This window comes from Pseudomonas sp. GW822-FHT01E03 (genome assembly GCF_058802985.1).
The window spans coordinates 161,162-183,213 of record NZ_JBXAOQ010000011.1 but is presented as its reverse complement, the minus strand read 5'-3'; the positions used below and the strand labels follow the sequence as shown (position 1 = coordinate 183,213).

17 protein-coding genes are annotated in these 22,052 nt (G+C 61.0%); 6 read left to right on the top strand and 11 right to left on the bottom strand.

The features are described from left to right. Window positions 1–137: 137 nt before the first annotated feature. The 3 genes from dxs to AC1RP7_RS22085 form a co-directional block, all read right to left on the bottom strand. A complete protein-coding gene (gene dxs / locus AC1RP7_RS22095; protein WP_493182758.1) occupies window positions 138–2,036 on the bottom strand; it encodes a 1-deoxy-D-xylulose-5-phosphate synthase in 1,899 nt (632 codons plus the stop codon). A gap of 91 nt (window positions 2,037–2,127) precedes the next feature. After that, the gene (ispA, locus tag AC1RP7_RS22090; RefSeq protein ID WP_493182760.1) at window positions 2,128–3,015 is read right to left on the bottom strand and encodes a (2E,6E)-farnesyl diphosphate synthase; all 888 of its coding nucleotides are present in this window, start codon (window positions 3,013–3,015) and stop codon (window positions 2,128–2,130) included. Further along, window positions 3,012–3,254, bottom strand: a complete 243-nt coding sequence (locus AC1RP7_RS22085; RefSeq protein ID WP_007970180.1) for an exodeoxyribonuclease VII small subunit — start codon at window positions 3,252–3,254, stop codon at window positions 3,012–3,014. The genes ispA and AC1RP7_RS22085 overlap by 4 nt, the downstream gene beginning before the upstream one ends. A 409-nt stretch (window positions 3,255–3,663) precedes the next feature. Between AC1RP7_RS22085 and AC1RP7_RS22080 the strand changes: the two genes are divergently transcribed. From AC1RP7_RS22080 to AC1RP7_RS22055, 6 genes are read left to right on the top strand one after another with little or no spacing between them, the layout of a single operon-like run. Beyond that, on the top strand, window positions 3,664–4,452 hold the full coding sequence (locus AC1RP7_RS22080) for a YfaP family protein (RefSeq protein WP_493182762.1): 789 nt from the start codon (window positions 3,664–3,666) through the stop codon (window positions 4,450–4,452). A 39-nt stretch (window positions 4,453–4,491) separates the two neighbouring features. Next, window positions 4,492–6,204 carry a DUF2138 domain-containing protein gene (locus AC1RP7_RS22075; protein ID WP_493182763.1) on the top strand — a complete coding sequence of 571 codons (1,713 nt, stop codon included), beginning with the start codon at window positions 4,492–4,494 and terminating at the stop codon, window positions 6,202–6,204. Then, window positions 6,201–6,839 carry a DUF1175 domain-containing protein gene (locus AC1RP7_RS22070; protein ID WP_057713137.1) on the top strand — a complete coding sequence of 213 codons (639 nt, stop codon included), beginning with the start codon at window positions 6,201–6,203 and terminating at the stop codon, window positions 6,837–6,839. Before AC1RP7_RS22075 ends, AC1RP7_RS22070 begins: the two co-directional genes overlap by 4 nt. Beyond that, window positions 6,836–11,395 (top strand): alpha-2-macroglobulin family protein, encoded by a 4,560-nt coding sequence (locus AC1RP7_RS22065; RefSeq protein WP_493182765.1) that lies wholly within the window; start codon window positions 6,836–6,838, stop codon window positions 11,393–11,395. The genes AC1RP7_RS22070 and AC1RP7_RS22065 overlap by 4 nt, the downstream gene beginning before the upstream one ends. 1 nt (window position 11,396) lies before the next feature. Continuing rightward, the gene (locus AC1RP7_RS22060; protein ID WP_493182767.1) at window positions 11,397–13,016 is read left to right on the top strand and encodes a DUF2300 domain-containing protein; all 1,620 of its coding nucleotides are present in this window, start codon (window positions 11,397–11,399) and stop codon (window positions 13,014–13,016) included. Between the two features lie 3 nt (window positions 13,017–13,019). Continuing rightward, on the top strand, window positions 13,020–13,832 hold the full coding sequence (locus AC1RP7_RS22055) for a YfaP family protein (RefSeq protein WP_493182769.1): 813 nt from the start codon (window positions 13,020–13,022) through the stop codon (window positions 13,830–13,832). Between the two features lie 336 nt (window positions 13,833–14,168). Here AC1RP7_RS22055 and AC1RP7_RS22050 read toward each other — a convergent pair whose 3' ends face one another. The 8 genes from AC1RP7_RS22050 to eat all read right to left on the bottom strand — a co-directional run bounded on the left by AC1RP7_RS22050 (window position 14,169) and on the right by eat (window position 21,899). Continuing rightward, complete coding sequence (locus AC1RP7_RS22050; protein WP_057713140.1) at window positions 14,169–14,915, bottom strand: LexA family transcriptional regulator; 747 nt, start codon at window positions 14,913–14,915, stop codon at window positions 14,169–14,171. Window positions 14,916–15,144: 229 nt separating this feature from the next. After that, a complete protein-coding gene (ppa, locus tag AC1RP7_RS22045) occupies window positions 15,145–15,672 on the bottom strand; it encodes an inorganic diphosphatase (protein WP_007990564.1) in 528 nt (175 codons plus the stop codon). Window positions 15,673–15,785: 113 nt separating this feature from the next. Next, window positions 15,786–16,598 (bottom strand): M90 family metallopeptidase, encoded by an 813-nt coding sequence (locus AC1RP7_RS22040; protein ID WP_090451613.1) that lies wholly within the window; start codon window positions 16,596–16,598, stop codon window positions 15,786–15,788. Between the two features lie 4 nt (window positions 16,599–16,602). Beyond that, window positions 16,603–17,259, bottom strand: coding sequence for a DedA family protein (locus AC1RP7_RS22035; RefSeq protein ID WP_493182771.1), 657 nt, complete (start codon window positions 17,257–17,259; stop codon window positions 16,603–16,605). 270 nt (window positions 17,260–17,529) lie between these two features. Continuing rightward, on the bottom strand, window positions 17,530–17,991 hold the full coding sequence (locus AC1RP7_RS22030) for a GNAT family N-acetyltransferase (protein WP_007990572.1): 462 nt from the start codon (window positions 17,989–17,991) through the stop codon (window positions 17,530–17,532). A gap of 114 nt (window positions 17,992–18,105) precedes the next feature. Further along, complete coding sequence (gene eutC / locus AC1RP7_RS22025; RefSeq protein ID WP_057716554.1) at window positions 18,106–18,930, bottom strand: ethanolamine ammonia-lyase subunit EutC; 825 nt, start codon at window positions 18,928–18,930, stop codon at window positions 18,106–18,108. 8 nt (window positions 18,931–18,938) lie between these two features. Next, window positions 18,939–20,333 carry an ethanolamine ammonia-lyase subunit EutB gene (locus AC1RP7_RS22020; protein WP_340314746.1) on the bottom strand — a complete coding sequence of 465 codons (1,395 nt, stop codon included), beginning with the start codon at window positions 20,331–20,333 and terminating at the stop codon, window positions 18,939–18,941. Between the two features lie 192 nt (window positions 20,334–20,525). Next, a complete protein-coding gene (gene eat / locus AC1RP7_RS22015; RefSeq protein WP_057713144.1) occupies window positions 20,526–21,899 on the bottom strand; it encodes an ethanolamine permease in 1,374 nt (457 codons plus the stop codon). Window positions 21,900–22,052 lie beyond the last annotated feature (153 nt).

Below are 22,052 nucleotides of genomic sequence, written 5' to 3'. Positions count from 1 at the left end.
GTTTCGTGGAGCACACAAATCAAATGTGGGAGCGGGCTTGCTCGCGAAGGCGGTGTGTCAGTCAACGTCTCAGTTGAATGATCCGACGCTTTCGCGAGCAAGCCCGCTCCCACAGGGTGTTGCATGTATCCAGGGATTTAGCTGTTCAGCAGTTGCAGGCGCTCGCGGATCGAAGCCTCGATCCCGGCTTCATCCAGCCCACACTCAGCCAGCATTTGCGCAGGCTTGGCGTGTTCGACGTAAATGTCCGGCAAGCCCAGGTGCAGCATCGACTTGAGGATGTTTTCGCGGGCGAGGAATTCGCTGACCGCGCCACCGGCACCGCCCATGATCGCGTTTTCTTCGACAGTGACCAGGAGTTCGTGGCTGCCAGCGATTTCGCGAACCAGTTCTTCATCCAGCGGCTTGACGAAACGCATGTCAACCACGGTTGCGTCCAGCGTTTCGGCGACTTTCAGGGCTTCGGCCAGTTGCACGCCGAACACCAGCAGGGCGACTTTGCTGCCCTGGCGGCGAACGACGCCTTTGCCGATCTCGATCGGTTCGAGGTCTTTCTCGATGGTTGCGTTCGGGCCGTTGCCGCGTGGGTAACGCACCGCTGCCGGGCCTTCGTACAGGTGGCCGGTGGTGAGCATCTTGCGCAGCTCGTTTTCATCGCTCGGGGTCATCACCAGCATGCCGGGGATGCAACGCAGGAACGACAGATCGAAGCTGCCGGCGTGGGTTGGGCCGTCTTCGCCGACCAGGCCTGCGCGGTCGATGGCGAACAGCACGTCGAGGTTCTGTACGGCGACGTCATGCACCAACTGGTCGTAGCCGCGTTGCAGGAAGGTCGAGTAGATGGCCACCACGGGTTTGGCGCCTTCGCAGGCCATGCCGGCCGCGAGAGTGACGGCGTGCTGCTCGGCAATGGCGACGTCGAAGTAGCGCAGCGGGAAGCGTTCGCTGAAAGCGACCAGGTCCGAGCCTTCCTTCATCGCCGGGGTAATCCCGACCAGACGCGGATCGGCCGCCGCCATGTCGCACAGCCACTCGCCGAACACACCGGAGTACTTGGGCCCGCTGGCCTTTTTCGGCGCGGCGGCCGGGGCGTCCAGCGGTTCGAGTTTGGTGATGGCGTGGTAACCGATCGGGTCGACTTCCGCCGGGGCGAAGCCTTTGCCTTTCTTGGTGACGACGTGCAGGAACTGCGGACCTTTCAGATCGCGCATGTTGCGCAGGGTAGCGATCAGAGTCGGCAGGTCGTGGCCATCGATGGGGCCGATGTAGTTCCAGCCCAGTTCTTCGAACAGCGTGCCGGGAACCAGCATGCCTTTGGCATATTCTTCGGTCCGACGGGCGATTTCCCAGGCACCGGGCAGGCGCGACAGCACTTTTTTGCTGCCTTCGCGCATGCTCGCGTAGGTGCGGCTGGAAAGGATCTTCGCCAGGTAGTTCGACAAGCCACCGACGTTGCGCGAGATCGACATGTCGTTGTCGTTGAGGATCACCAGCATGTTGGCGTTCACTTCCGGCGCATGGTTCAGCGCCTCGAACGCCATGCCCGCGGTCAACGCGCCGTCGCCGATCACCGCGATCGCCTTGCGCTCGCTGTTTTGCAGGCGGGCGGCAATCGCCATGCCCAGCGCGGCACTGATCGAGGTGCTGGAGTGGCCGACGCCAAAGGTGTCGTACTCGCTCTCGGAGCGGCGCGGGAAGGCGGCGACGCCGTCCTTCTGGCGCAGGGTGCCCATGCGCTCGCGACGACCGGTGAGGATCTTGTGTGGATAAGCCTGATGACCCACGTCCCACACCAGCCGGTCGTCCGGGGTATCGAAGACGTAATGCAGCGCGATGGTCAGCTCGATCACGCCCAGGCCTGCACCGAAATGCCCACCGGTCTGGCCGACCGTGTAGAGCAATTCCAGGCGCAACTCATCGGCCAGGGTTTCCAGCTCGGCTTCGCCTAACCGGCGCAGGCCGTCCGGCGTGTTCGCGCGGTCGAGCAGGGGCGTAGTCGGGCGCTTGCGGGGAATCTCATGAAACGTCGTGGGCATCAGGCGAATCGTTATAGGTATAAAAGATGCGGCAGTTTACCTGATGCATCGTCCCCTGCCCACGCGTTGGTCTTTTTTGGCGGATTCGCCGTCAGCTGCGGCGATCGACGATATACCGGGCCAGATCACGCAACGGCTCGGCCGCTGCGTCAAACGGTCGCAGTGCGTGCAGGGCCTGGTCGCGCAGCTCCAGGGCATAGGCCTTGGCGGCGTCGAGGCCGAGCAGGGACGGGTAGGTCGGTTTGTCCCGGGCAATGTCGGCGCCCTGGCGTTTGCCGAGGGTTTCGGTATCGCTTTCGACGTCGAGAATGTCGTCTTGCACCTGGAATGCCAGACCGATGGCCTGTGCATAAGTCTGCAGGGACTTGAGTTCGTCTTTCTCGGCACGGCCGCTGGCCAGGGCGCCGAGTTTGACGCTGGCCTCGATCAGCGCGCCGGTCTTGTGCCGGTGCATGTACTCCAGGGCTTTCTGGTCGAGCTTCAGACCGACCGAGCCGAGGTCGATGGCCTGACCGCCAACCATGCCCGCCGGGCCTGCCGCCAACGCCAGGGCACTGACCATTTGCAGGCGGATTTCGGCATCCGACGCGCTCAGGTGTGGATCGAGCAGGGCGCTGAAAGCCAGGCTCTGCAAGCCGTCGCCGGCGAGGATCGCGCAAGCTTCATCGAATTTCTTGTGGGTGGTTGGCTGGCCGCGGCGCAGATCGTCATCGTCCATTGCTGGCAAATCGTCATGCACCAGCGAGTAAGCGTGGATCAATTCCACCGCACAGGCCGCACCGTTGGCTTGCTCGGCCTTACCGCCCAACGCCTCGCATGCGGCGTAGGCCAACAGTGGGCGCACGCGTTTGCCGCCATTCATCACGCTGTAGCGCATGGCTTCGTACAGCCGCGCCAGCTCGGGGCTCGGTGCGGTGAACAGGGTTTCCAGCGCTGCATTGACGCGGGCCTGGCTGGTGGCCGAGTACGCTGCAATCATTCTGGCTGATCCGCGTCGAAGGGTTCCTCGGCCAACTCGCCATCACGCTCGAGCAGCACCTGAACCTTTTGCTCGGCCTGGGCCAGCGCCGCCTGGCAATCGCGGGTCAGGCCAATGCCTTGCTCGAAAGCGGCCAGCGAGTCCTCCAGCGACAATTCGCCATTCTCCAGGCGCTCCACCAGCGTTTGCAGGTCGGCGAGGGATTGTTCGAAATCCAGTGCAGCTTTTTTGCGGGCCATGGCGGCGATTTCCGGTTGACGTTAAACCGGCGCGACACTAGCAGATAGGGGGGGTATGGGCAAATGAGCGGGGGATTTGGTGCTGCCCATTCCTGTAGGAGCGAGCTTGCTCGCGATGGTCGTTAACGATGACGCGTACTGTCTGATTTGACGCGGTGCCCTTGCGTTCATCGCGAGCAAGCTCGCTCCTACAGGGCGGAAGATGCTTTTCGGCTCACCGTCCACCCAGCGCTGTGATTCCTCCCGCAAATCCAGATGCGCCCGATTGTTAAAAAACACCTGCACGTCTAACCTTCGCGTCATATTCGACTCGGCAATCACGGGTCTTTCAGACGAAACGCAGTATCCACATCTGTAATGCGCTCAGGATCAGGCGCAAGGTTTCGTCATGCATGGCAGGAGGCGTCACATGCGCTCATTTCTTTTGCTGCTGATCGGGTTGGTCTGTGTGCCGGTTCTGGCCGCGCCAAGTGCCGAGGTGTCGGAGCCGGTGGGCGGCTGGCGCTTCAACGGGTTGCTGGACCGCACGGAAAACCCGCAAGTCGCCTATCCCACGCCGCCGATTGATCGGGGCGTGCAGCGCAATCGCACGATGATCGAAGGCCGGCTCAAGGCCCTCGGCACCCAGCGCGGGCCGCACACCTTGGCGGTCAACGGCAATCCGCTGAATCTCTATACCGACGAACAAGGGCGTTTCGCCCGACCCTATGCGTTTGGCGCCGGTTCCAACAGCGTCGAAGTGCGCAGCGCCGAAGGCCAGTCTCTCAAGCGTTTTCAATTCTATGAAGCCAACAACCTGCGCACCCCGGCGCGGATTCGCGTGGTGCTGGGTTGGGACGATCCGAAAGCCGAACTCGACCTGCATATTGTCACGCCTGATGGTCAGCATGCCTTCTGGGCGCATTCGGCCTTGACCAATGGCGGCGGCCTCGACCCCGACGGCGTCGATGGCCCGGGTCCGGAAATGTTCACCATGACCGCACCGCTGCGTGGCACCTATCTGGTTTACGTGAACTATTGGGGCAACTTCGGCAGCGGCGGCTATAACTTCGATGAGACCAGCAACCAGAACGAGGTGATTACCTCGCAGATCAACCTGGTGCTCAACGAAAACACCGTCGATGAAAAACGCGAGACGTTCATCGTGCCCCTGCGCGCAATCGGCGACCTGCTGCTGGTCAAGACTTTCAACTACTAAGCATCCCCGCTCCACGGATGAACATCGGGTTTTGTGAACATGAGTGATAGCACTGTTACTCCGGCCGCTGGCGCACCCGCGGCCAAACCTCCCCTGCATTGGCCGACGCTGCTGATCGGGATATGCCTGGTCGTTGGCGTGGCCGGTGGGTTGGGGTGGTTCATGCACAAGCCCAAGGCCCCGGCCCCCGTGTTGGCCAGTGACAAACTGGGCATGAGCCGCCCGGATGGCCTATTGGAAACCCACTCCCTGAGCCAGTTGCCCAAGGACTTGCTGGCGGTGCCGTTCCTCAAGGAAACCCTGACCGAAGATTTCGTCTTCTATTACGAAACCCACGCCGATCGCTTGGGCTTGATCGGCAGCTTGCGGCGGATCATCTACGAACACGACCTGAAACTGCAGGACACCTTGATCGAGCAGTTGTTCGATCAGCCTGCCGATGTAGCGTTGTGGCGCGGGGCGGATGGGCGGCTCAAGGATTTCCTGCTGGTGATGGATCGCGGCGGGCTGGCCAAGGTGCTGGAGCCGCTGGCCAAAGTGGCGCTGGGCGACTCCCAGCTAAGCAAGGTCGCTGACGTGAAGGTCGGTACCGACGACGTGACGCTCTATCAACTCAACTACAACGCGAGCAAGGCGCTGCTGTTTGCGTCCCATGGCGACAAACTGGTGGTGTTGTCCAATCCGGCGAAACTCTACGATCCGCAAAGTGGCGCAACGGAAGAATCGGGCAGCGTGTCGACCACGGCCATTGCTGCGCTGCTCAATGGCGACAAACTGTTTCCCGAAGCCTTCGGCCTCGCACCTCGTGAGCCGCAAGTGAAACAACGCCTGTCGGTGAATGCCAGCGTGCTGGCCATGGGTTACCAGCGTTTCATCCCTACCTTCGCCGGCCTGCGTTTTGACATGGACGACAAGGGCTGGCACAGCTTCCTGGCCATGGATGAACTGGAGAATCAGCCAGACTTCGATTTCAAACCGATCTGGCAAGCCATGCCCATGGGCGCCAGCGCTTGCGTGGCGTTGCCGCTGGCGGCCGAACAACAGACACCGCTGCTGGTGAAGCTCGGTGCGCAGGAGAAGGTGGCCCAGGCATTGACCGAACACATGGCCGGCGCGGCAGGCCTGTGCTGGTATGCCGATTCGCGGTTGTACACGCCCTTGCTGGTGGCCAGTCTCAACGATGATGACAGCGGCAAACTCGATGGAGATCTGGGCAGCCTGTTTGGCTCGATGGTCGGTGCCTACGAGAGCAAAGTCGAAGACGGTGCCTTCCCGGTGATGGAGAAACAGGCAGGCCAGAGCCACCAGTGGCAACGCCAGGTCAGCTCCAGTTTCGGTCCCTATGCGGCCAAGGAGGCCGAAAACCCCGACGCGATCACCGGCAAGACGTTCATGAAAGTCAGCCTGGCGAGGCATGGCTCGACGTTGCTTTTCTCCCTCGACGACAAGCTGGTGGACAAGGCCCTCGGCACCCTCGACAAACGCTTCCCGCCGATGGCCGACGTGGTACCGAAAGACCTGCTGATGCCGGTCTATTTCGGCCCGGACTCCATGGCCCAACTGATGCAGCAGGAAACCCTCGACAGCCTGCCCCAGGACATGGAACCGGTGTTCTATAACGCCGCGCAAACCTGGCTGATCCCGAAGCTGCGCAAGCTCGGCGGCTACGGTAAATACGCCCTGACCTTGCCCGAAGGCAGCGAGCCAGACGGCCACTGGCAGTGGCTGCCGCTGGAGTGGAAAGCCCTGTGACGGCATTGATCCGAAGTCTCGGCCTGCTGGCGTTGTTGCTGAGCGCGGGTGCCCGCGCTGTCGAGGCACCGTCGCTCGACCCACAGCAATCCCAGGTGTTTCGTGCCTGGTTCGTGCGCATTGCCCAGGAGCAACTGAGCCAGGGCCCGAGCCCGCGCTGGTATCAACAAGACTGTGCCGGGCTGGTGCGCTTCGCCGCTAACGAAGCGCTGAAAGTCCATGACGACAAATGGCTGCGCAGCAATGGTCTGTCCAATCGTTACCTGCCGCCGGAACTGCAATTGAGCGACGCCCAGCGCGGTCTTGCCCAGCAATGGCAGCAGGGCGGCGGCAAGGTCGGGCCATACGTCAATGCGATCAAATTGATCCAGTTCAACAGCCATCTGGTCAGCCGCGATGTGTCTCAAGCGCGCCCTGGCGACCTGATGTTTTTCGACCAGGGCGACGACCAGCACCTGATGATCTGGATGGGCCGTTACATCGCCTATCACACCGGCACCAGCACCCCCACCGACAACGGCATGCGTTCGGCAAGCCTGCAGCAACTCATGACATGGAAGGACACCCGATGGATACCCGACGCAGCCAACCCCAACTTCATCGGCGTCTATCGACTGAATTTTCTTTCCCAATGACCGGTGCCCGTATGCTGCGTTTTCTGTCTCTGATGTTGGTATTGGTGCTGCCGTTCTCGGCGGTAAACGCCGAAGACTCGGTCCCGGCCAGCGGCTATGCGCCAGTGGCCGGCGAGAGCTTTTTCCTGCTGGCCGACAGCAGCTTTGCCAGCGATGAACAGGCGATGGTGCGCCTTGAAGCGCCGGGTCGCGACTATCGCCGGTTTCGCATGGAACCCTACGGCGGCGCCGATATTCGGGTGTATCGCATCGACAAGCCGCTGGACTTCCTCAAGCGCCAGAAGAACCTTCATCGGGTGGTCAGCGATGGCCAGTTCAAGGGGGAGGGGCTGTCCAATACCCTCGCGTACCTGTGGGACAACTGGTATCGCAAATCTCGTCGGGTGATGCAGCGGGCGTTTTCCTACGAGTCGCGTAAACAAGTCACCGAGGAAGTGCCGGAACTGAAGATGGGCAACGCGATGGCCGCGCCAACGCCCTACGATGCGCAGCCGCAATTTGCACTGATACCGGGTTTGCCGGTGGTCAGCCAGTTCCGTTATCCGTTGTGGCAGGCCAAGCCGATCCAGCCACCTGCCGGGGTGAACCTGGCCGGTTCTTCCAGCGAGTTCGTCAGCGTCGCGCCGGGCAACGTGTACATCCCGTTGGGCAATCTCAAGCCGGGTCTTTATCTGGTGGAAGCGCTGATCGGCAAGTACCGCGCCACCACCATGGTGTTCGTCTCCAACACCGTGGCGGTGAGCAAGATCGCCGGTGACGAATTGCTGGTGTGGGCCGCGCGCAAACACGAAGGCAGTTCGGTGCCGAAGGTCAATGTGCTGTGGACCGATGGCCTGGGCGTAATGAGCAGCGGCGCCACCGATACCGATGGCTTGCTGCGCTTGAAACACGTCAGCCCCGAGCGTTCGTTCGTGATCGGCGAAGACGAAGAGGGCGGGGTGTTCGTCTCCGAGAATTTCTACTACGACAGCGAAATCTACGACACCAAACTCTATGCCTTCACCGACCGGCCGCTGTATCGACCGGGGGATTGGGTGTCGCTGAAAATCGTCGGGCGGGAGTTCAAGAACGCGCGGGACTCGGTGCAGCCAAGCGCGGCCGACGTCAATGTGACCGTGCTGGATGCGACCGGCACGGCGCTGCAATCCCTCGATCTGAAGCTCGATTCCAAGGCTGGCACCCAGGGCCGATTCCAGTTGCCCGATAACGCTGTGGCCGGTGGCTATGAACTGCGTTTCAACTACAAGGATCAGGCTTACAGCAGCGCCTTCCGCGTGGCTGAATACATCAAGCCGCACTTCGAGATTTCGCTCAACCTGGCCAAGCAGGATTACCGCACAGGCGAACCGGTCAAGGGCAGCCTGGTGCTGCTGTACCCGGATGGAAAACCGGTGACCAATGCGAAATTGAGCCTGAGCCTGCGCGCCCAACAGCTGTCGATGGTCGACAATGAACTGCAATACCTCGGGCAATTTCCGGTGGAGCTGACCAGCACCGAATTGACCACCGACGCCAAGGGCAGCGCGTCCCTCGACTTGCCGGCAGCGGACAAGCCCAGTCGCTACATGCTCACGGTGTTTGCCAGCGACGGTGCGGCGTATCGGGTCAAGACCACCAAGGAAATCCTCATCGACCGTGGCGCGGCGAATTTCCGCTTGAGCGCGCCTCAACGCTTCAGCGCGGTGGGTGACAAGGTTGCCTTCAGCTATGCCCGCGAAGGCGAGCAGGCCGATGCCGTTACGCCAGGCAGCTATGGCTGGGTGCGTTTGGAGGACCAGAGCACCGGCGAAGGCAAGCTCGCGGCAACCGACAAAGGTTTCACCCTGGCCTTTGACCGGCCGGGCACCTACAACCTGACGCTCAAGGATGATCATGGCCGGGCGGTCGGCGCCACCGGCCATTCGGTGACCGGCGAAGGTGTCAAAGCCGTACCCGGCACCGTGGAAATCGTCCTCGACAAGCCCGAGTACATCGCAGGCGATGAAGCGCTGGCGCTGATCACTTTCCCCGAGCCAGTGAGTGATGCGCTGTTATCTCTGGAACGCGACAAGGTCGAAGCCACTGCGCTACTTTCCAAGGGCGGCGACTGGCTGACGATGGAAAAACTCAGCGATACCCAATACCGCGCGCGCATCCCGGTGAAAGACGGTTTCGCGCCGAACCTGACCTTCTCGGTGTTGTACACCAAGGGTGGCCAATACAGTTTCCAGAACGCCGGCATCAAGGTGGTAACGCCACAGATCGACGTGGCAATCGCCACCGACAAAGAAACCTACCTGCCGGGTGAAACCGTCTCGGTGGACCTGACCACCCGGTTCGCCGGCAAAGCGATTCCCGCGCACCTGACGGTCAGCGTGGTCGATGAAATGGTCTACGCCCTGCAACCGGAAGTCGCGCCGAGCATCGACCAGTTCTTCTATCACCCACGGCGCAACAACGTGCGCACCAGCGCCAGTTTATCGTTCATCAGCTATGACGTTGCCTTGCCGGGCAGCCCCGGTGCTCCGGGCAAGGCCAATCGCAGTGAGCGCGGTGTGAAGGTGCTGGAGCGGCCGCGTCGCGAAGACGTCGACACGGCGGCGTGGCAACCTGAATTGCTGACCGATGCCAACGGCAAAACCCGCTTCACCTTCAAGATGCCCGACTCCCTGACCCGCTGGCGCATCACCGCCAGGGCCATCGCCGATGGCGGTCAGGTCGGGCAGAAGAAGCAGTTCGTACGCTCGGAAAAACCGCTGTACCTGAAGTGGAGCGGGCCGACCCGATTCCGCGCCGGTGACAAACCGGACCTCGGTGTGTTCGCCTTCAGTCAGGCCGAGAAACCGGTCAAGGCCGAACTGGTGACCCGTTACGCCGGCAACGAACAGCGCGTGCCTGCAACTCTGAACAGTGGCATCAACTACATCCCGTTGCCGACCTTTGAACTGGTCAATGGCGAGTGGAGCGCCGAGCTGATGCAGGATGGCAAAACCGCTGATGCCCTGGCGGTGCGCCTGAGCGCAACCGGTGACGGCTGGCAGGTGACTCAAACCCAGAGCCTTGATGTGGGTGAGGGCGATACGCCGCTGACGTTGCCGACAGACGCCAGTGATATCCGCCTGCGTCTGGACGACAGTCCGCAAGCGTTGTTCCGTTCTGCACTCGACGATCTGTTGAGCTACCCCTACGGTGGCGTCGAGCAGACCGCCAGCGGCCTGCTGCCATTGAGCATCGCCTACCCGACGCTGGCGGCGAATCCGCAGATCCGTGATCGCCTGCGTCTGATCATGCAAAACAGTCGCTTGCGTCTGGTACAAATGGCCGGCCCTTCGGCGAGCTTCACCTGGTGGGGCATGGATGGCGAGCCGGATGCATTCCTCACCGCCTATGCCTACTACGCCGACTGGCACGCCAGCCAGGTGCTGGAACCGAGCCTGCCGCCGGAGCATTGGCAGCGGGTGCTGGAGGTCTACGCCAAACAGGCGAAGAACACGCCGTTGTTGCAGCGGGCGCTGATCCTGTCGTTCGCCAAACAGATGCAGTTGCCGGTCAGCACCTTGCTCAGTGGCTTGATGGACGACCTGGCGAAAGCGGGCGAGGGCACCGCGGCGAACCTGATGGAGGACGGCGAAGACAGCCTCGTCATGAGCGATCCGGATTCTGCCTTGGGGTTGGCGGCTGCACGCGTGCTGACGGCATCGTTGGCCAGGCAAGCGAAGGTCGCGTTACCGGACGCGTTCAATCGGCAACTGGCCGACGCGCAGCAACGTCTGGCGGTCAGTTCCCAGCCGTTTGCCGAAGCGCTGAACCTGTCGCTGCAACCCTTCGATCAGGCTCACGCCCAGGCCTTGCTGCAACGTTTGCTGCCTCAGCAATCGACCCTGGAACGTGCGTTGGCATTGACCTGGCTGCAACGCAGCATCGAGCAGGCATCACCCACCATTGCATTGGCGCCAGGTGAAGGCTGGAAGAAACAGTACGGGGTTTCTGGGGAGATGTATTGGACGTGGCAGGGGCCTGCACCTGTGCCGACGGTATTGACGCTGACCGGCGCACAAGAGCGTCCGCTACGCGCTGCATTGAGTTACCGCAGCCAACAGCCGGCGGTCGATCCGATGGCCTTGACCATCACCCGTCGCCTGTCGCGATTGGTGCCGGGGGATGCGGCTTTCACCTTCAAACTTGAAGCGGTCGGCAACGCGCCACTGTCCAGCGACAACCTCTATCTCGATGAGGTGATCGTCACCAGCCAAGCCGCCAGACCGTTGCGTTACGGGATGCTGGAAGTGCCGCTGCCACCGGGCGCCGATGTCGAGCGCACGACCTGGGGCATCAAACTCATGGGCAAGGCCGGCACCGAGCCGACGTCGCTGGAGAAGGCGCGTTTCGAACCGGGGCAAATGGCTTACGCCATTCCGGTCGATGCCTTGAGTGGTGAACTGCGCCTGCGGCATCTGGTGCGTTTCTCGCAGAAAGGGCAGTTCAACTTGCCGCCGGTGCGTTTCACTCAGGTTTATGCGCCGCAGCATCAGGCGATGGAACAAAAGGCAGCCCTTGGCCAGGTCACGGTTCACTGACGTGCACAGGCGGCTGACAGCTTGGTTGTTGTGTTTGATCCCTGTGCTGGCAACGGCGCAGGACGAACCTTTGCGCCTGGCCTTCAAGGGCGATTTGTTGTCGCTGAGTCGAACGCAGGTGATCACCCGCGAGCCGTTGCCGCAGACGTTGCAGTCGCCACTGGGCAGTGTGTGGAAGTTGTTCGTCTACGCCTGGCTGGTGGACACCGGCGCGCGTGAGCCGGCTTATGAGTGCCGGGGCCAGTCGAAGGAAGAGGTTTATTGCTGCACGGCGGGCGGCAGGATCGAGCGTGATCAGGCGTTGGTGAAGTCATGCGGTCTGTATTTCGAACCCGCGCGGTTGGGCATCAGCGATGCCGACTGGCGAGCCTATTGGCAGACGCGGCAAGCGCCGCAATGGCTGCTGGATTTGCCTTCGTTGCAACCGGCTACCCGGGTTTCGGTGGCGGAACTGTTGAAGATGTTGGCCGTGCTGCCGGCGCAGGATCAAGCCCGGCGTGTGTTGCTCGATGTGATGCTCAATGCCGCCGATGGCCAGGTCGTCGGCGAACTCGGAAGCCGTCTTCGGGTGAAGACCTGGAGCTGGCTGGCGGATCAGGATGCAACATCGCGACAGGGTGGGTTTGCCGGTTGGACGGCGGACGGTACACCGGTCTGGGCCGGCGGGCGCGGTACCAGTCAACGGGTACTGCGTGATTACGCGCAGGCACTGTCTACGGTGATTCCTGTTGCATGGCCTGTGGATGCAGGGCAGTGCGTAGAGGTCGACCTGTTCTCTCGCTATCCACTTCGGCGCGTGCTGTCAGGGGGCACCGCAGTGACTTCCGGGGCATTGCAGGGTGACTACCGCGTCGAATTCGCCAACGGTAATGCGCTGGATATCCACAGCGACGGTGAACTGTTTCTGCTGAGCGACAAGCTCGTGGCTCGTCTGAATCGCGAAGAGTACGTTGCCCGTGTGCTCCAGCGCGAAGCCAGTACAGAACCGGTCGAAGCCGCCAAAGCCCTGGCCGTGGCCATCCGCACTTACCTGCTGCAAAACGCCACGCGCAGCGGTGACTGCCTGAGTATCGACGACAGCAGCAGTCGTCAGCGGGTCGCACCGCGTCCGGCGTCGTCCGAGTCTCGCGACATCGCCGCCTGGACCAGCGACCTGGTGCTGGCCGGCAGCACCATCACCTACCATTCCGATCAGCCTGGCCCGGACAAACTGTCCTGGCAGCAAGCCGTCGAACAGGCCCGTGCCGGCCAGCGCTACGACGCCATCCTGCTGCACGCCTACCCACGCGCCAGTCTCAGTCGCTGGGACAACCCGGTCGCGTCCTGCGAAGCGTTGCCCGCCGCACAAGAATGGCTGCAGAAACAACGGCGCGGCTGGCGCCAAAAACTTGAAAGCGAAACCGGCTACAACGAAGTCAGCACCTTCGCCGTATGCCGCCTGGCATTCGGCCGCCCCTATGTCGACCGCGAACGTCAGCGTATCTACGTGCGTGGCGCGCGGACACTGCAAGACCGCCTCGACCTGACCCACGAGTACCTGCACCTGGCCTTCGAAGCACACCCCAATGGCCAGGATGAAACCTACATCGAAGGGCTCGCCCGCCACCTCTTGCTGGAATAGACCATGAAACTCCGTTATCCACAGGTCTTGCTGTTGCTCTGTTCGCTGGTGGCGTTGCCATCGGTGATGGCGGCTGACAGCGTCAAACTCGACACCCCCGCAGGCGGCTGGCGCACCGGCGCGCCTGAGGGCGAAGGGGAAAACTTCCGGCAGACCGTCAACTACCCGGCCTCATCGGTGAATACCCCGACAGGGCAGGCCAACACGGCTCGCATCAGCGGGCAGATCAAAGCTACAGCCAAATCCACAGAGCCCGGCCGACTGATCGTCAACGGGGTCAGCATGCCGCTGAAAATCGACCCGACCGGGCGCTTCGATCGCCCGTTCTCATTCCCCAACGGTAGCAACAGCGTCGAGGTTCGCAGCCCTGATGGCCAACAACGTCAGCGCACGCAATTTCTCAACAGCAGCGGCGGCGCGACCCCGGCCAAATTGCGCGTATTGCTGGCCTGGGACAGCGACAACACCGACCTCGACCTGCACCTGATCACCCCCGACGGCGCGCACATCTGGTACGGCGAGCGCGTCGTCCCCAACGGCGCAGCGCTCGACGTCGACGTCACCACCGGCTACGGCCCGGAAATCTTCGCCATGCCTGCGCCGATCAAGGGGCAATATCTGGTGTATGTGAACTACTTCGGTGGCGGGTACAGCAGTGATGAGGAGGGGCAGGAAGATGCGGTGCAAGCGCTGACTACCGCGCAGGTAACGGTGATTACCGAGGAAGGCACGCCGAGCGAGAAGATGGAGACGTTCCTGGTGCCGATGCGTGCGGTGGGGGAGTTGACGTTGGTGAAAGGGTTTAGTTATCCGTGAGGGGGAAGTGACAGCGCTGCTGAGACAAATGCAGGTTCTGGGCAGTTAACTTTTTTCAGGCATTAAAAAGCCGGCTTGTGGCCGGCTTCTCGGGGACTGGCTTGGATCATTTTTGGTAAACCGCGCCAGCCTTCAAAACGTACACCCGGATCTTGCGTCCGGCTGTGGGGCCTGGTGAGAAAGTCATCTGCCAGGCCAGTGCATCTGAGCCGCAGGGCGGGTCGATGCACAAATGTGGGGCGCAGCATACGCAGGTTTGACGGAAATTCCCAGCGGGAAGTGCCGGGCAGAGCCTTTGGCCACCCGGGTGGGTGGCCGATGGGCGTTCCGGAGCGCTTAAAGAAAGGGCACCGTCGGCCGTCGTTTGTTCAGGGTCGACCACCAGAACACCCAGCCCAGCACCCTGATGTTCTGCTCTTCGATTTGTGCGGCCCTGAAGATTTCATCCGGGTATTCGGCGCGGTTGTGGCTGCGCAGTCGCAGGGAGTTGCCCGGTAGTCGGTGCAGGTACTTGATGCGCAGCATGCCGTCATGTTCGATAGCGTAGATCTCGCCATCGACAATTTGGGTCAGGCCACGGTCAATCGCCAGGGTCGAACCGTCTTCAATTTTCTCACCCATGCTATTGCCGCTCATCAGGGTGCAGATGGCGTCGGCGTGGTTGATTTCCAGGGAGTCGAGGTGGCTGCGGGGCAGGCGGATGGATTTCTCGGGATCCTCTATGACATGGGTTTTGTTGGATCCCGGGGCGGTGACAGCTTCTTTGAGGAATGGCAGTTCGACGTCGACAGGCTCTATGACCGTGTAGACACCGCGGATGGTCTGGGCATCGAAGGTGTTGCCGGACTCGTCGAGCAGGCGCAGGTGTTGGGCGTCTTTCGAGCCTTCGCCGGTTTTCAGCCAGTCGCTGCTGACGGAGAGTTTTCTGGCGACTTCTTCCATGCAATGGGCAGGCACACCGCGGGTGTACCAGTTATGTACATTTTGCGGAGCCGTATCCAGGAATTCGGCAAATCCGGTGGTCGTGATGTTCGCTGCTTCGAGGAGCGCTTTGAAGCGTGGGCCGCTAGTGTTCTTTTTCATGAACGCGAGTCTACTGGCGGCTAACAAGGGTTTGAATAAACGCCTCGTTCAAATTTTGCGGGAAATTTACGACCGGATGTAAGACGTTCCAGGGGAATTTTAAACAAGCAAAAACCATTGGAAGGCCTGTTTAAACGTAGTGTTTGGTGTGCTTGTCAGGCACCCACAAAAAACCCCGGATCTCCCGGGGTTTTTCTTGCCGCTTGCAGCTAAAAGCCTGCAGCCGGGCTTAGCCTTTGTAGGCAGCAACCGACTTGGTGATCGCTTCGCGGGCGGCGTCTGCGCCGGCCCAGCCTTCGATCTTCACCCATTTGCCTTTTTCGAGATCTTTGTAGTTCGCGAAGAAGTGCTCGATCTGCTGGATCAGCAGAGCTGGCAGGTCGGTGTATTCCTTCACGTCGACGTACAGCTGGGACAGCTTGTCGTGTGGGACTGCGATGACTTTGGCATCGCCGCCGCCGTCGTCGGTCATGTTCAGGATGCCGACCGGACGGGCGCGGATTACCGAACCTGGAGCAACCGGGTAAGGGGTTACGACCAGCACGTCGAGGGGATCACCGTCGTCAGCCAAGGTGTTCGGGATGTAACCGTAGTTGGCCGGGTAGAACATTGGGGTGGCCATGAAACGGTCAACGAACAGGCAATCGCTGTCTTTGTCGATTTCGTATTTGATCGGCGCGTGGTTGGCCGGGATCTCGATCGCGACGTAGATGTCGTTCGGCAGGTCTTTGCCAGCCGGAATCTTGCTGTAGCTCATTGGGCGTTGCCCCCGTTAGTTGACCAAAAACACTTGGCCGGATTGACCAAAAAGTGGCGGCGATTATAGGCATATTCCTGTGTCGACGCCATGGACCAGAAGTCGTATGGCGCTCACTGGTGTGCCTGATAGACAGGGTCATGCGCCTGAAGTTGCTTCAACCTCGCCAGCGGATCCTGGCGATAGAACAGCTTCAACTGCTGGTACACCTGTGGATAAGCCTCGTGCAGCAAATCCGGGGCGCTGAAGAAGTATTCGCTGGTGACGGCGAAGAACTCGGCAGGATTTTCGGCGGCATACGGATCGATGGCGGTTTCGGCATCGGGATTGCGTTCCAGTTGCCGGTCTAGGTCGTCGTAGGCCTCTTGCATGACGTTGGCCCAGTCGCTGACGCGCATGTCGGCATGCAGCGGCGGCAGGCCGTTGGCGACGCCGTTGAGCATGTCGAGCTTGTGCGCCAGTTCGTGGATCACCAGGTTGTAGCCTTCCCAGCCTCCGCTGGCCATTACGCCGGGCCAGGCGAGGATGATCGGGCCTTGCTGCCAGGCTTCACCGCTGTGCTCACCGTCCCATTCGTGCTCGACACCGCTGGCATCGCGATGGCGCTGGGGGCTGAGGAAGTCGTCTGGGTAGAGGATGATTTCGTGGAAGCCCTGATACCAGTTCAGGTCGCCGAGGTGCAGCAGCGGCAATTGCGCCTGGGCGGCGAGCAGCAGGCGTTGTTCCTGATGCAGTTCGACGCCGGGCAGGGCGCTCAGGTGCTTGTCTTCGAGGAACAGTACGCAGGCTTCGCGCAGCCATTGGTCTTCGGCGGCGCTGATGCCGTCGAGAAAACTCAAGTGATGGCGCACCCGTTGCCACATGTCGTCGGCAATCGGGTGTTTTGCCAGGGTGCGCCTGCGACGCCAGGCGCTCAGGGACCACATCGTGTCAGCGCGATTCGGCTTTGGAGTTCGAACCGGCAAGGCGGTTACGCACCATGCCAATGATCATCGGCACCAGCGAGAGCAGGATGATGCCGACTACCAGTAGCGACAGGTTCTTCTTGATGAACGGCACGTTGCCGAAGAAGTAACCGAGCGTCACCAGGCCGCCGACCCATAGGATGGTGCCCAGCACGCTGAAGGCAAAGAAACGCGGATAAGGCATTCTCCCCACGCCGGCGACGAACGGTGCAAAAGTACGGATGATCGGCAGGAAGCGCGCCAGGGTCACGGTTTTGCCGCCGTGCTTGTCGTAGAAGTCGTGGGTTTGTTGCAGGTAGTCACGACGGAAGATCTTCGAGTCCGGATTGCTGAACAGCTTTTCACCTGCCGTTCGTCCGATGATGTAGTTGGTGCTGTCGCCCAGGATCGCCGCCAGCATCAGCAGGCCGGCGAGCACTACCGGATCCATGCCGCCACCGGCCGCCACGGCGCCAGCGATGAACAGCAAGGAGTCGCCCGGCAGGAAGGGCATGACCACAAGGCCGGTTTCACAGAAGATCACCATGAACAGAATGGCGTAGATCCATGCCCCGTAGTTGGTTACAAGCATGTCGAGGTAGACGTCGAGATGCAGGACAATGTCGATCGGGTTGAAATCCATGGAAAGCACCTGTGGTGACGGCCCGACTCAGCAGACCTGTGCGGATGACTTCGCGTAAGACTACGGATAGGGGTAGTTTTTCTTACAAGCCGGGAATATCGGGATTATACGAGGCGAGCGGTGAAAATCGCGTCGAGATTGTAGCGGGGAATGTCATGACAGGGCTGATGTTTGATAACGAACAGGTGGGAGCGAGCCTGCTCACGATGCCGTTACTTCGTTGGACCATTGTAATCCAGTCGATGCCATCGCGAGCAGGGTGCAGGTGATTCAGAGTTCGTCGCTGATCGGCAGCACGTAGTTCTTGAATTCGGTGTCTTCCTTGAATCCGATGGACTCGTAGGTTTTCTGCGCGACTTCGTTGTTGCTGCTGGTGGAAACACGCATGCGCACGGCATTGGTTTCCTTGGCCATTTTTTTTGCGGTGCGGATCAGGTTGTCGGCCACCAACTGGCGGCGGGCGTCTTCGGCGACATAAATATCGTTGAGGATCCACACACGTTTGAGCGAAAGCGAGGAGAAGCTCGGGTACAGCTGGCAGAAACCCATCAGTTTGTTGCTGTCATCATCGGACAGCGCCAGGTAGATGACCGACTCTTTGCGACGCAGGCGTTTCTCGAGGAACGCCCGGGACGAGTCCGGATACGGCAGGGAACCATAAAACTCGCGATATTTGACGAACAAGGGGGTCAGCAGGTCCAGGTGTTCGAGGGTCGCTTGAATAATCCGCATGGTAGGTCTCGTCTTCAAGTGGCTGTCTTACGTCTCTGACGGCGATGGGAAACCCTTGGCGGCCGCGCAACGATCCTGCCTGAAACTGGTACGAATGTGCAATGCGCAAGCGGTTCAGGCATTCGGCGGTCCGAGCAGGAAATTTCCTTTCATGTCGCCTCCCGTGTCCGAGTCCAGTGTCTGAACCTGCGCTTCGTCCTTCAGATTGACCCCTGATAACTGCCGCCGGCAGGCTTCGCGCATCAAATACAGCAATCGGTGTGCCGCCATGCCGTAGCTCAGGCCTTCGAGCCGGACATTGGAGATGCAATTACGGTAGGCATCGGTAAGGCCGACCTTGGGATTGTAGGTGAAATATAATCCCAGGCTGTCCGGGGAGCTGAGACCAGGGCGCTCGCCGATGAGGATCACGGTCATTTTTGCGCCAAGCAACTCACCAATTTCATCGGCGACGGCCACCCGGCCCTGTTCTACGAGTACGACTGGCGCAACAGTCCAGCTGTCGCCGGTCATTTGCTCTTCGAAGCGCGCCAGAAACGGCAGGGTATGGCGATGAACGGCCAATGCCGACAGGCCGTCGGCGACCACGATCACCAGGTCCACCCCTCCCGGATGAGCCACCGCGTAATCACGCAGGGCCTGCGCCGAGGCATCACTGAGTTTTCGCCCCAGGTCGGGGCGTTGCAGGTACGTGTTGCGATCCGTCGCCGCACTGTGCAGCAAAAGGCACTCGCGATCACGTTCGGCCAATTGCGCGCTGAGGGAGGCATGGTCAAACGGCAAGTGCACCGCATCCCGCGCTTGAGCGTGGGCGTATTGGAAGTCCAGTTGTGCGCGGGTGGGAATGCTGGTGCCGGTGCGGCCCAGGGCAATTCGTGCCGGCGTCAGGCGTCGTAGCTCCAGCCAAGGGTTGTGTGGATCGAAGGGTAATTTATCCATGTCAATGCTCATCCCAGTTGCGCCAAGGCCTGCCGGAAGGCTGGCGGCAGGCTGTCGCCGAAGAGAACCCTGCCATCGGCTTGAGTGAAGATGCCCATTCTCGCCAGCCACTGTTCGAATTCCGGTGCGGGCTTCAACCCCAGGGTCTGCCGGGCGTAGAGCGCATCGTGGAACGAAGTGGTCTGGTAGTTGAGCATGATGTCGTCGGAGCCGGGGATGCCCATGATGAAGTTGATCCCGGCGACGCCCAGCAGGGTCAGCAGGGTGTCCATGTCGTCCTGGTCGGCTTCGGCGTGGTTGGTGTAGCAGATGTCGCAACCCATGGGCACACCGAGCAATTTGCCGCAGAAGTGGTCTTCGAGGCCGGCGCGGATGATCTGTTTGCCGTTGTACAGGTATTCCGGGCCGATGAAGCCGACGACGGTGTTCACCAGAAACGGTTTGAAATGCCGCGCCACGGCGTAGGCGCGGGTTTCGCAGGTTTGCTGATCGACGCCGTGATGGGCGTTGGCTGACAGCGCGCTGCCCTGGCCGGTTTCGAAGTACATCAGGTTCTGGCCCAGCGTGCCGCGATTGAGGCTCAAACCTGCGTCGTAACCTTCCTGCAATATATTGAGGTTGATGCCGAAACTGGCGTTGGCCGCTTCGGTGCCGGCGATCGACTGGAACACCAGGTCCAGCGGGACGCCGCGATTGATCGCTTCGATCGACGTGGTGACATGGGTCAGCACGCACGCCTGGGTCGGGATTTCGTAGCGCTGGATGATCGCGTCGAGCATTTCCAGCATGGCGCAAATCGAGGCGATGCTGTCGGTGGCCGGGTTGATGCCGATCATGGCATCGCCGTTGCCGTGCAGCAGGCCGTCGAGAATGCTTGCGGCGATACCGGCCGGTTCGTCGGTGGGGTGGTTCGGTTGCAGGCGCGTGGACAGTCGCCCGCGCAGGCCGAGGGTGCCGCGGAATTTCGTGACCACACGGATTTTCTGCGCCACCAGCACCAGATCCTGCACGCGCATGATCTTCGACACGGCGGCAACCATTTCCGGGGTCAGGCCGGGGGCGAGGGCGCGCAGAACCTGCTCGTCGGCGGCATCGCTGAGCAGCCAATCGCGAAAGCCGCCGACGGTAAGGTGGCTGACGACCGAGAAGGCTTGTTTGTCGTGGGTGTCGATGATCAGGCGGGTGACTTCATCGGACTCATAGGGAATCAACACTTCTTGCAGGAAGTGGGATAGCGGAATGTCGGCCAAAGTCATCTGTGCCGCGACGCGCTCGCCGTCATTGAGGGCCGCGACACCGGCCAGAAAATCCCCGGAGCGCGCTGGGCTGGCCTTGGCCATCACATCCTTGAGGCTGTCGAAGCGATAGGTCTGGGCGCCGACGGAATGGGCATATACGGCCATGGGGGCGGAGTCCTCCTGTTCTCTAGCTAACACTGTCAATCCCTGTGGGAGCGAGCTTGCTCGCGATGACGGTTTCAAATCCAACGCATGTGTCGAATGAATATCCGCTATCGCGAGCAAGCTCGCTCCCACATGGAGCCTCTGTGCACTTTGATAAGGCAGGCACCGGCAAAAATCCCGGTGCCGGTGCATTCAGATACCTTCGAGCATAGCGTCTGCCGGTGCCTCGGAGCGTTGCTTGGCAGTCAACTGGAAGTACAGGTACCCGGCAACCATGAAGCCGAGGAAAACCAAGCCGATCAAGGTGTTGAACCAGGCCATCGCCACCAGGCACACCACCGCCAGGAACAGCGCGATCCCCGGCACGATCGGATAGCCCGGCGCGCGGAAGGTGCGCTCCAGGTTCGGTTCGGTCTTACGCAGCTTGAACAGGCTCAGCATACTGATGATGTACATCACGATGGCGCCGAATACCGACATGGTGATCATCGCCGCCGTCAGGCTCATGCCTTGCAGGTTGACCAGGCCGTCGCTGTAGATCGCCGCGATGCCGATCACACCGCCGGCCAGAATCGCCCGATGCGGCGTCTGGAAGCGCGAGAGTTTGGCCAGCCCCTTGGGCAGGTAACCGGCGCGAGCCAGGGCGAAGAACTGCCGGGAATAGCCAAGAATGATCCCGTGGAAACTTGCCACCAGACCGAACAGACCGATCCATACCAGCATGTGCATCCAGGTCGAATTATCGCCGACCACAGCTTTCATCGCCTGGGGCAGCGGATCGTTGATGTTCGACAGTTGACGCCAGTCGCCGACGCCGCCGGCCATCACCATCACGCCGATGGCCAGGAACACCAGGGTCAGAATGCCGCTGACATAGGCTCTGGGGATCGTGCGTTTCGGGTCCTTGGCTTCCTCGGCGGCCATGGCCGCGCCTTCGATGGCGAGGAAGAACCAGATCGCAAAGGGGATCGCCGCAAAAATCCCGGGAATCGAGCCCATCGTGAACTCGTTCGAACCCGACCAGCCATTGAGCACGAAGTTGCTGAAGCTGAAGCCTGGGGCGACCACGCCCATGAATACAAGCAACTCAGCGACTGCCAGCACGGTGACCACCAACTCGAAGGTGGCCGCGATGCTGACACCGAGGATGTTCAGGCCCATGAACACGAAATAGGCGCCAACGGCGGCGATCTTCGGGTCCAGTTCCGGGTATTGCACGTTGAGGTAGGCGCCGATGGCCATGGCGATGGCCGGTGGCGCAAAGACGAATTCGATCAGGGTGGCGATGCCGGCGATCAACCCGCCTTTCTCACCAAAGGCCCGGCGGCTGTAGGCAAACGGTCCGCCAGCGTGGGGAATCGCCGTCGTCAGTTCGGTAAAACTGAAGATGAAGCAGGTGTACATCGTCGCCACCATCAACGCGGTGACGAGAAAACCCAATGTGCCTGCCGTGCCCCAGCCGTAACTCCAGCCGAAGTACTCGCCGGAAATCACCAGGCCGACGGCAATGCCCCATAGATGCAGGGTGCCGAGTGTGGGTTTGAGCTGTGTGGAAGAAATAGTCATAAGTCCTCTCTAATTTTTATTGTTCGATCTTTTGGACTTTCGGGTGCGACGGGTTGGGTGCAATTCCTGAATGACGGGTACGCAAGGCCCGTGCCAGAGCGGCCAGCCTTTTGTGTTGTGTCATTTAAGTCGCTATCGCGAGCAAGCTCGCTC

What these genes read in the sequence shown, in the direction of transcription:
- dxs (WP_493182758.1), bottom strand. Translation starts at nt 2,036, where the DNA reads ATGCCCACGACGTTTCATGAGATTCCCCGCAAGCGCCCGACTACGCCC.
- ispA (WP_493182760.1), bottom strand. Translation starts at nt 3,015, where the DNA reads ATGATTGCAGCGTACTCGGCCACCAGCCAGGCCCGCGTCAATGCAGCG.
- AC1RP7_RS22030 (WP_007990572.1), bottom strand. Translation starts at nt 17,991, where the DNA reads ATGCGGATTATTCAAGCGACCCTCGAACACCTGGACCTGCTGACCCCC.
- AC1RP7_RS22080 (WP_493182762.1), top strand. Translation starts at nt 3,664, where the DNA reads ATGCGCTCATTTCTTTTGCTGCTGATCGGGTTGGTCTGTGTGCCGGTT.
- eutC (WP_057716554.1), bottom strand. Translation starts at nt 18,930, where the DNA reads ATGGATAAATTACCCTTCGATCCACACAACCCTTGGCTGGAGCTACGA.
- AC1RP7_RS22050 (WP_057713140.1), bottom strand. Translation starts at nt 14,915, where the DNA reads ATGAAAAAGAACACTAGCGGCCCACGCTTCAAAGCGCTCCTCGAAGCA.
- AC1RP7_RS22085 (WP_007970180.1), bottom strand. Translation starts at nt 3,254, where the DNA reads ATGGCCCGCAAAAAAGCTGCACTGGATTTCGAACAATCCCTCGCCGAC.
- AC1RP7_RS22065 (WP_493182765.1), top strand. Translation starts at nt 6,836, where the DNA reads ATGACCGGTGCCCGTATGCTGCGTTTTCTGTCTCTGATGTTGGTATTG.
- AC1RP7_RS22020 (WP_340314746.1), bottom strand. Translation starts at nt 20,333, where the DNA reads ATGGCCGTATATGCCCATTCCGTCGGCGCCCAGACCTATCGCTTCGAC.
- AC1RP7_RS22055 (WP_493182769.1), top strand. Translation starts at nt 13,020, where the DNA reads ATGAAACTCCGTTATCCACAGGTCTTGCTGTTGCTCTGTTCGCTGGTG.
- AC1RP7_RS22035 (WP_493182771.1), bottom strand. Translation starts at nt 17,259, where the DNA reads ATGGATTTCAACCCGATCGACATTGTCCTGCATCTCGACGTCTACCTC.
- ppa (WP_007990564.1), bottom strand. Translation starts at nt 15,672, where the DNA reads ATGAGCTACAGCAAGATTCCGGCTGGCAAAGACCTGCCGAACGACATC.
- eat (WP_057713144.1), bottom strand. Translation starts at nt 21,899, where the DNA reads ATGACTATTTCTTCCACACAGCTCAAACCCACACTCGGCACCCTGCAT.
- AC1RP7_RS22075 (WP_493182763.1), top strand. Translation starts at nt 4,492, where the DNA reads ATGAGTGATAGCACTGTTACTCCGGCCGCTGGCGCACCCGCGGCCAAA.
- AC1RP7_RS22040 (WP_090451613.1), bottom strand. Translation starts at nt 16,598, where the DNA reads ATGTGGTCCCTGAGCGCCTGGCGTCGCAGGCGCACCCTGGCAAAACAC.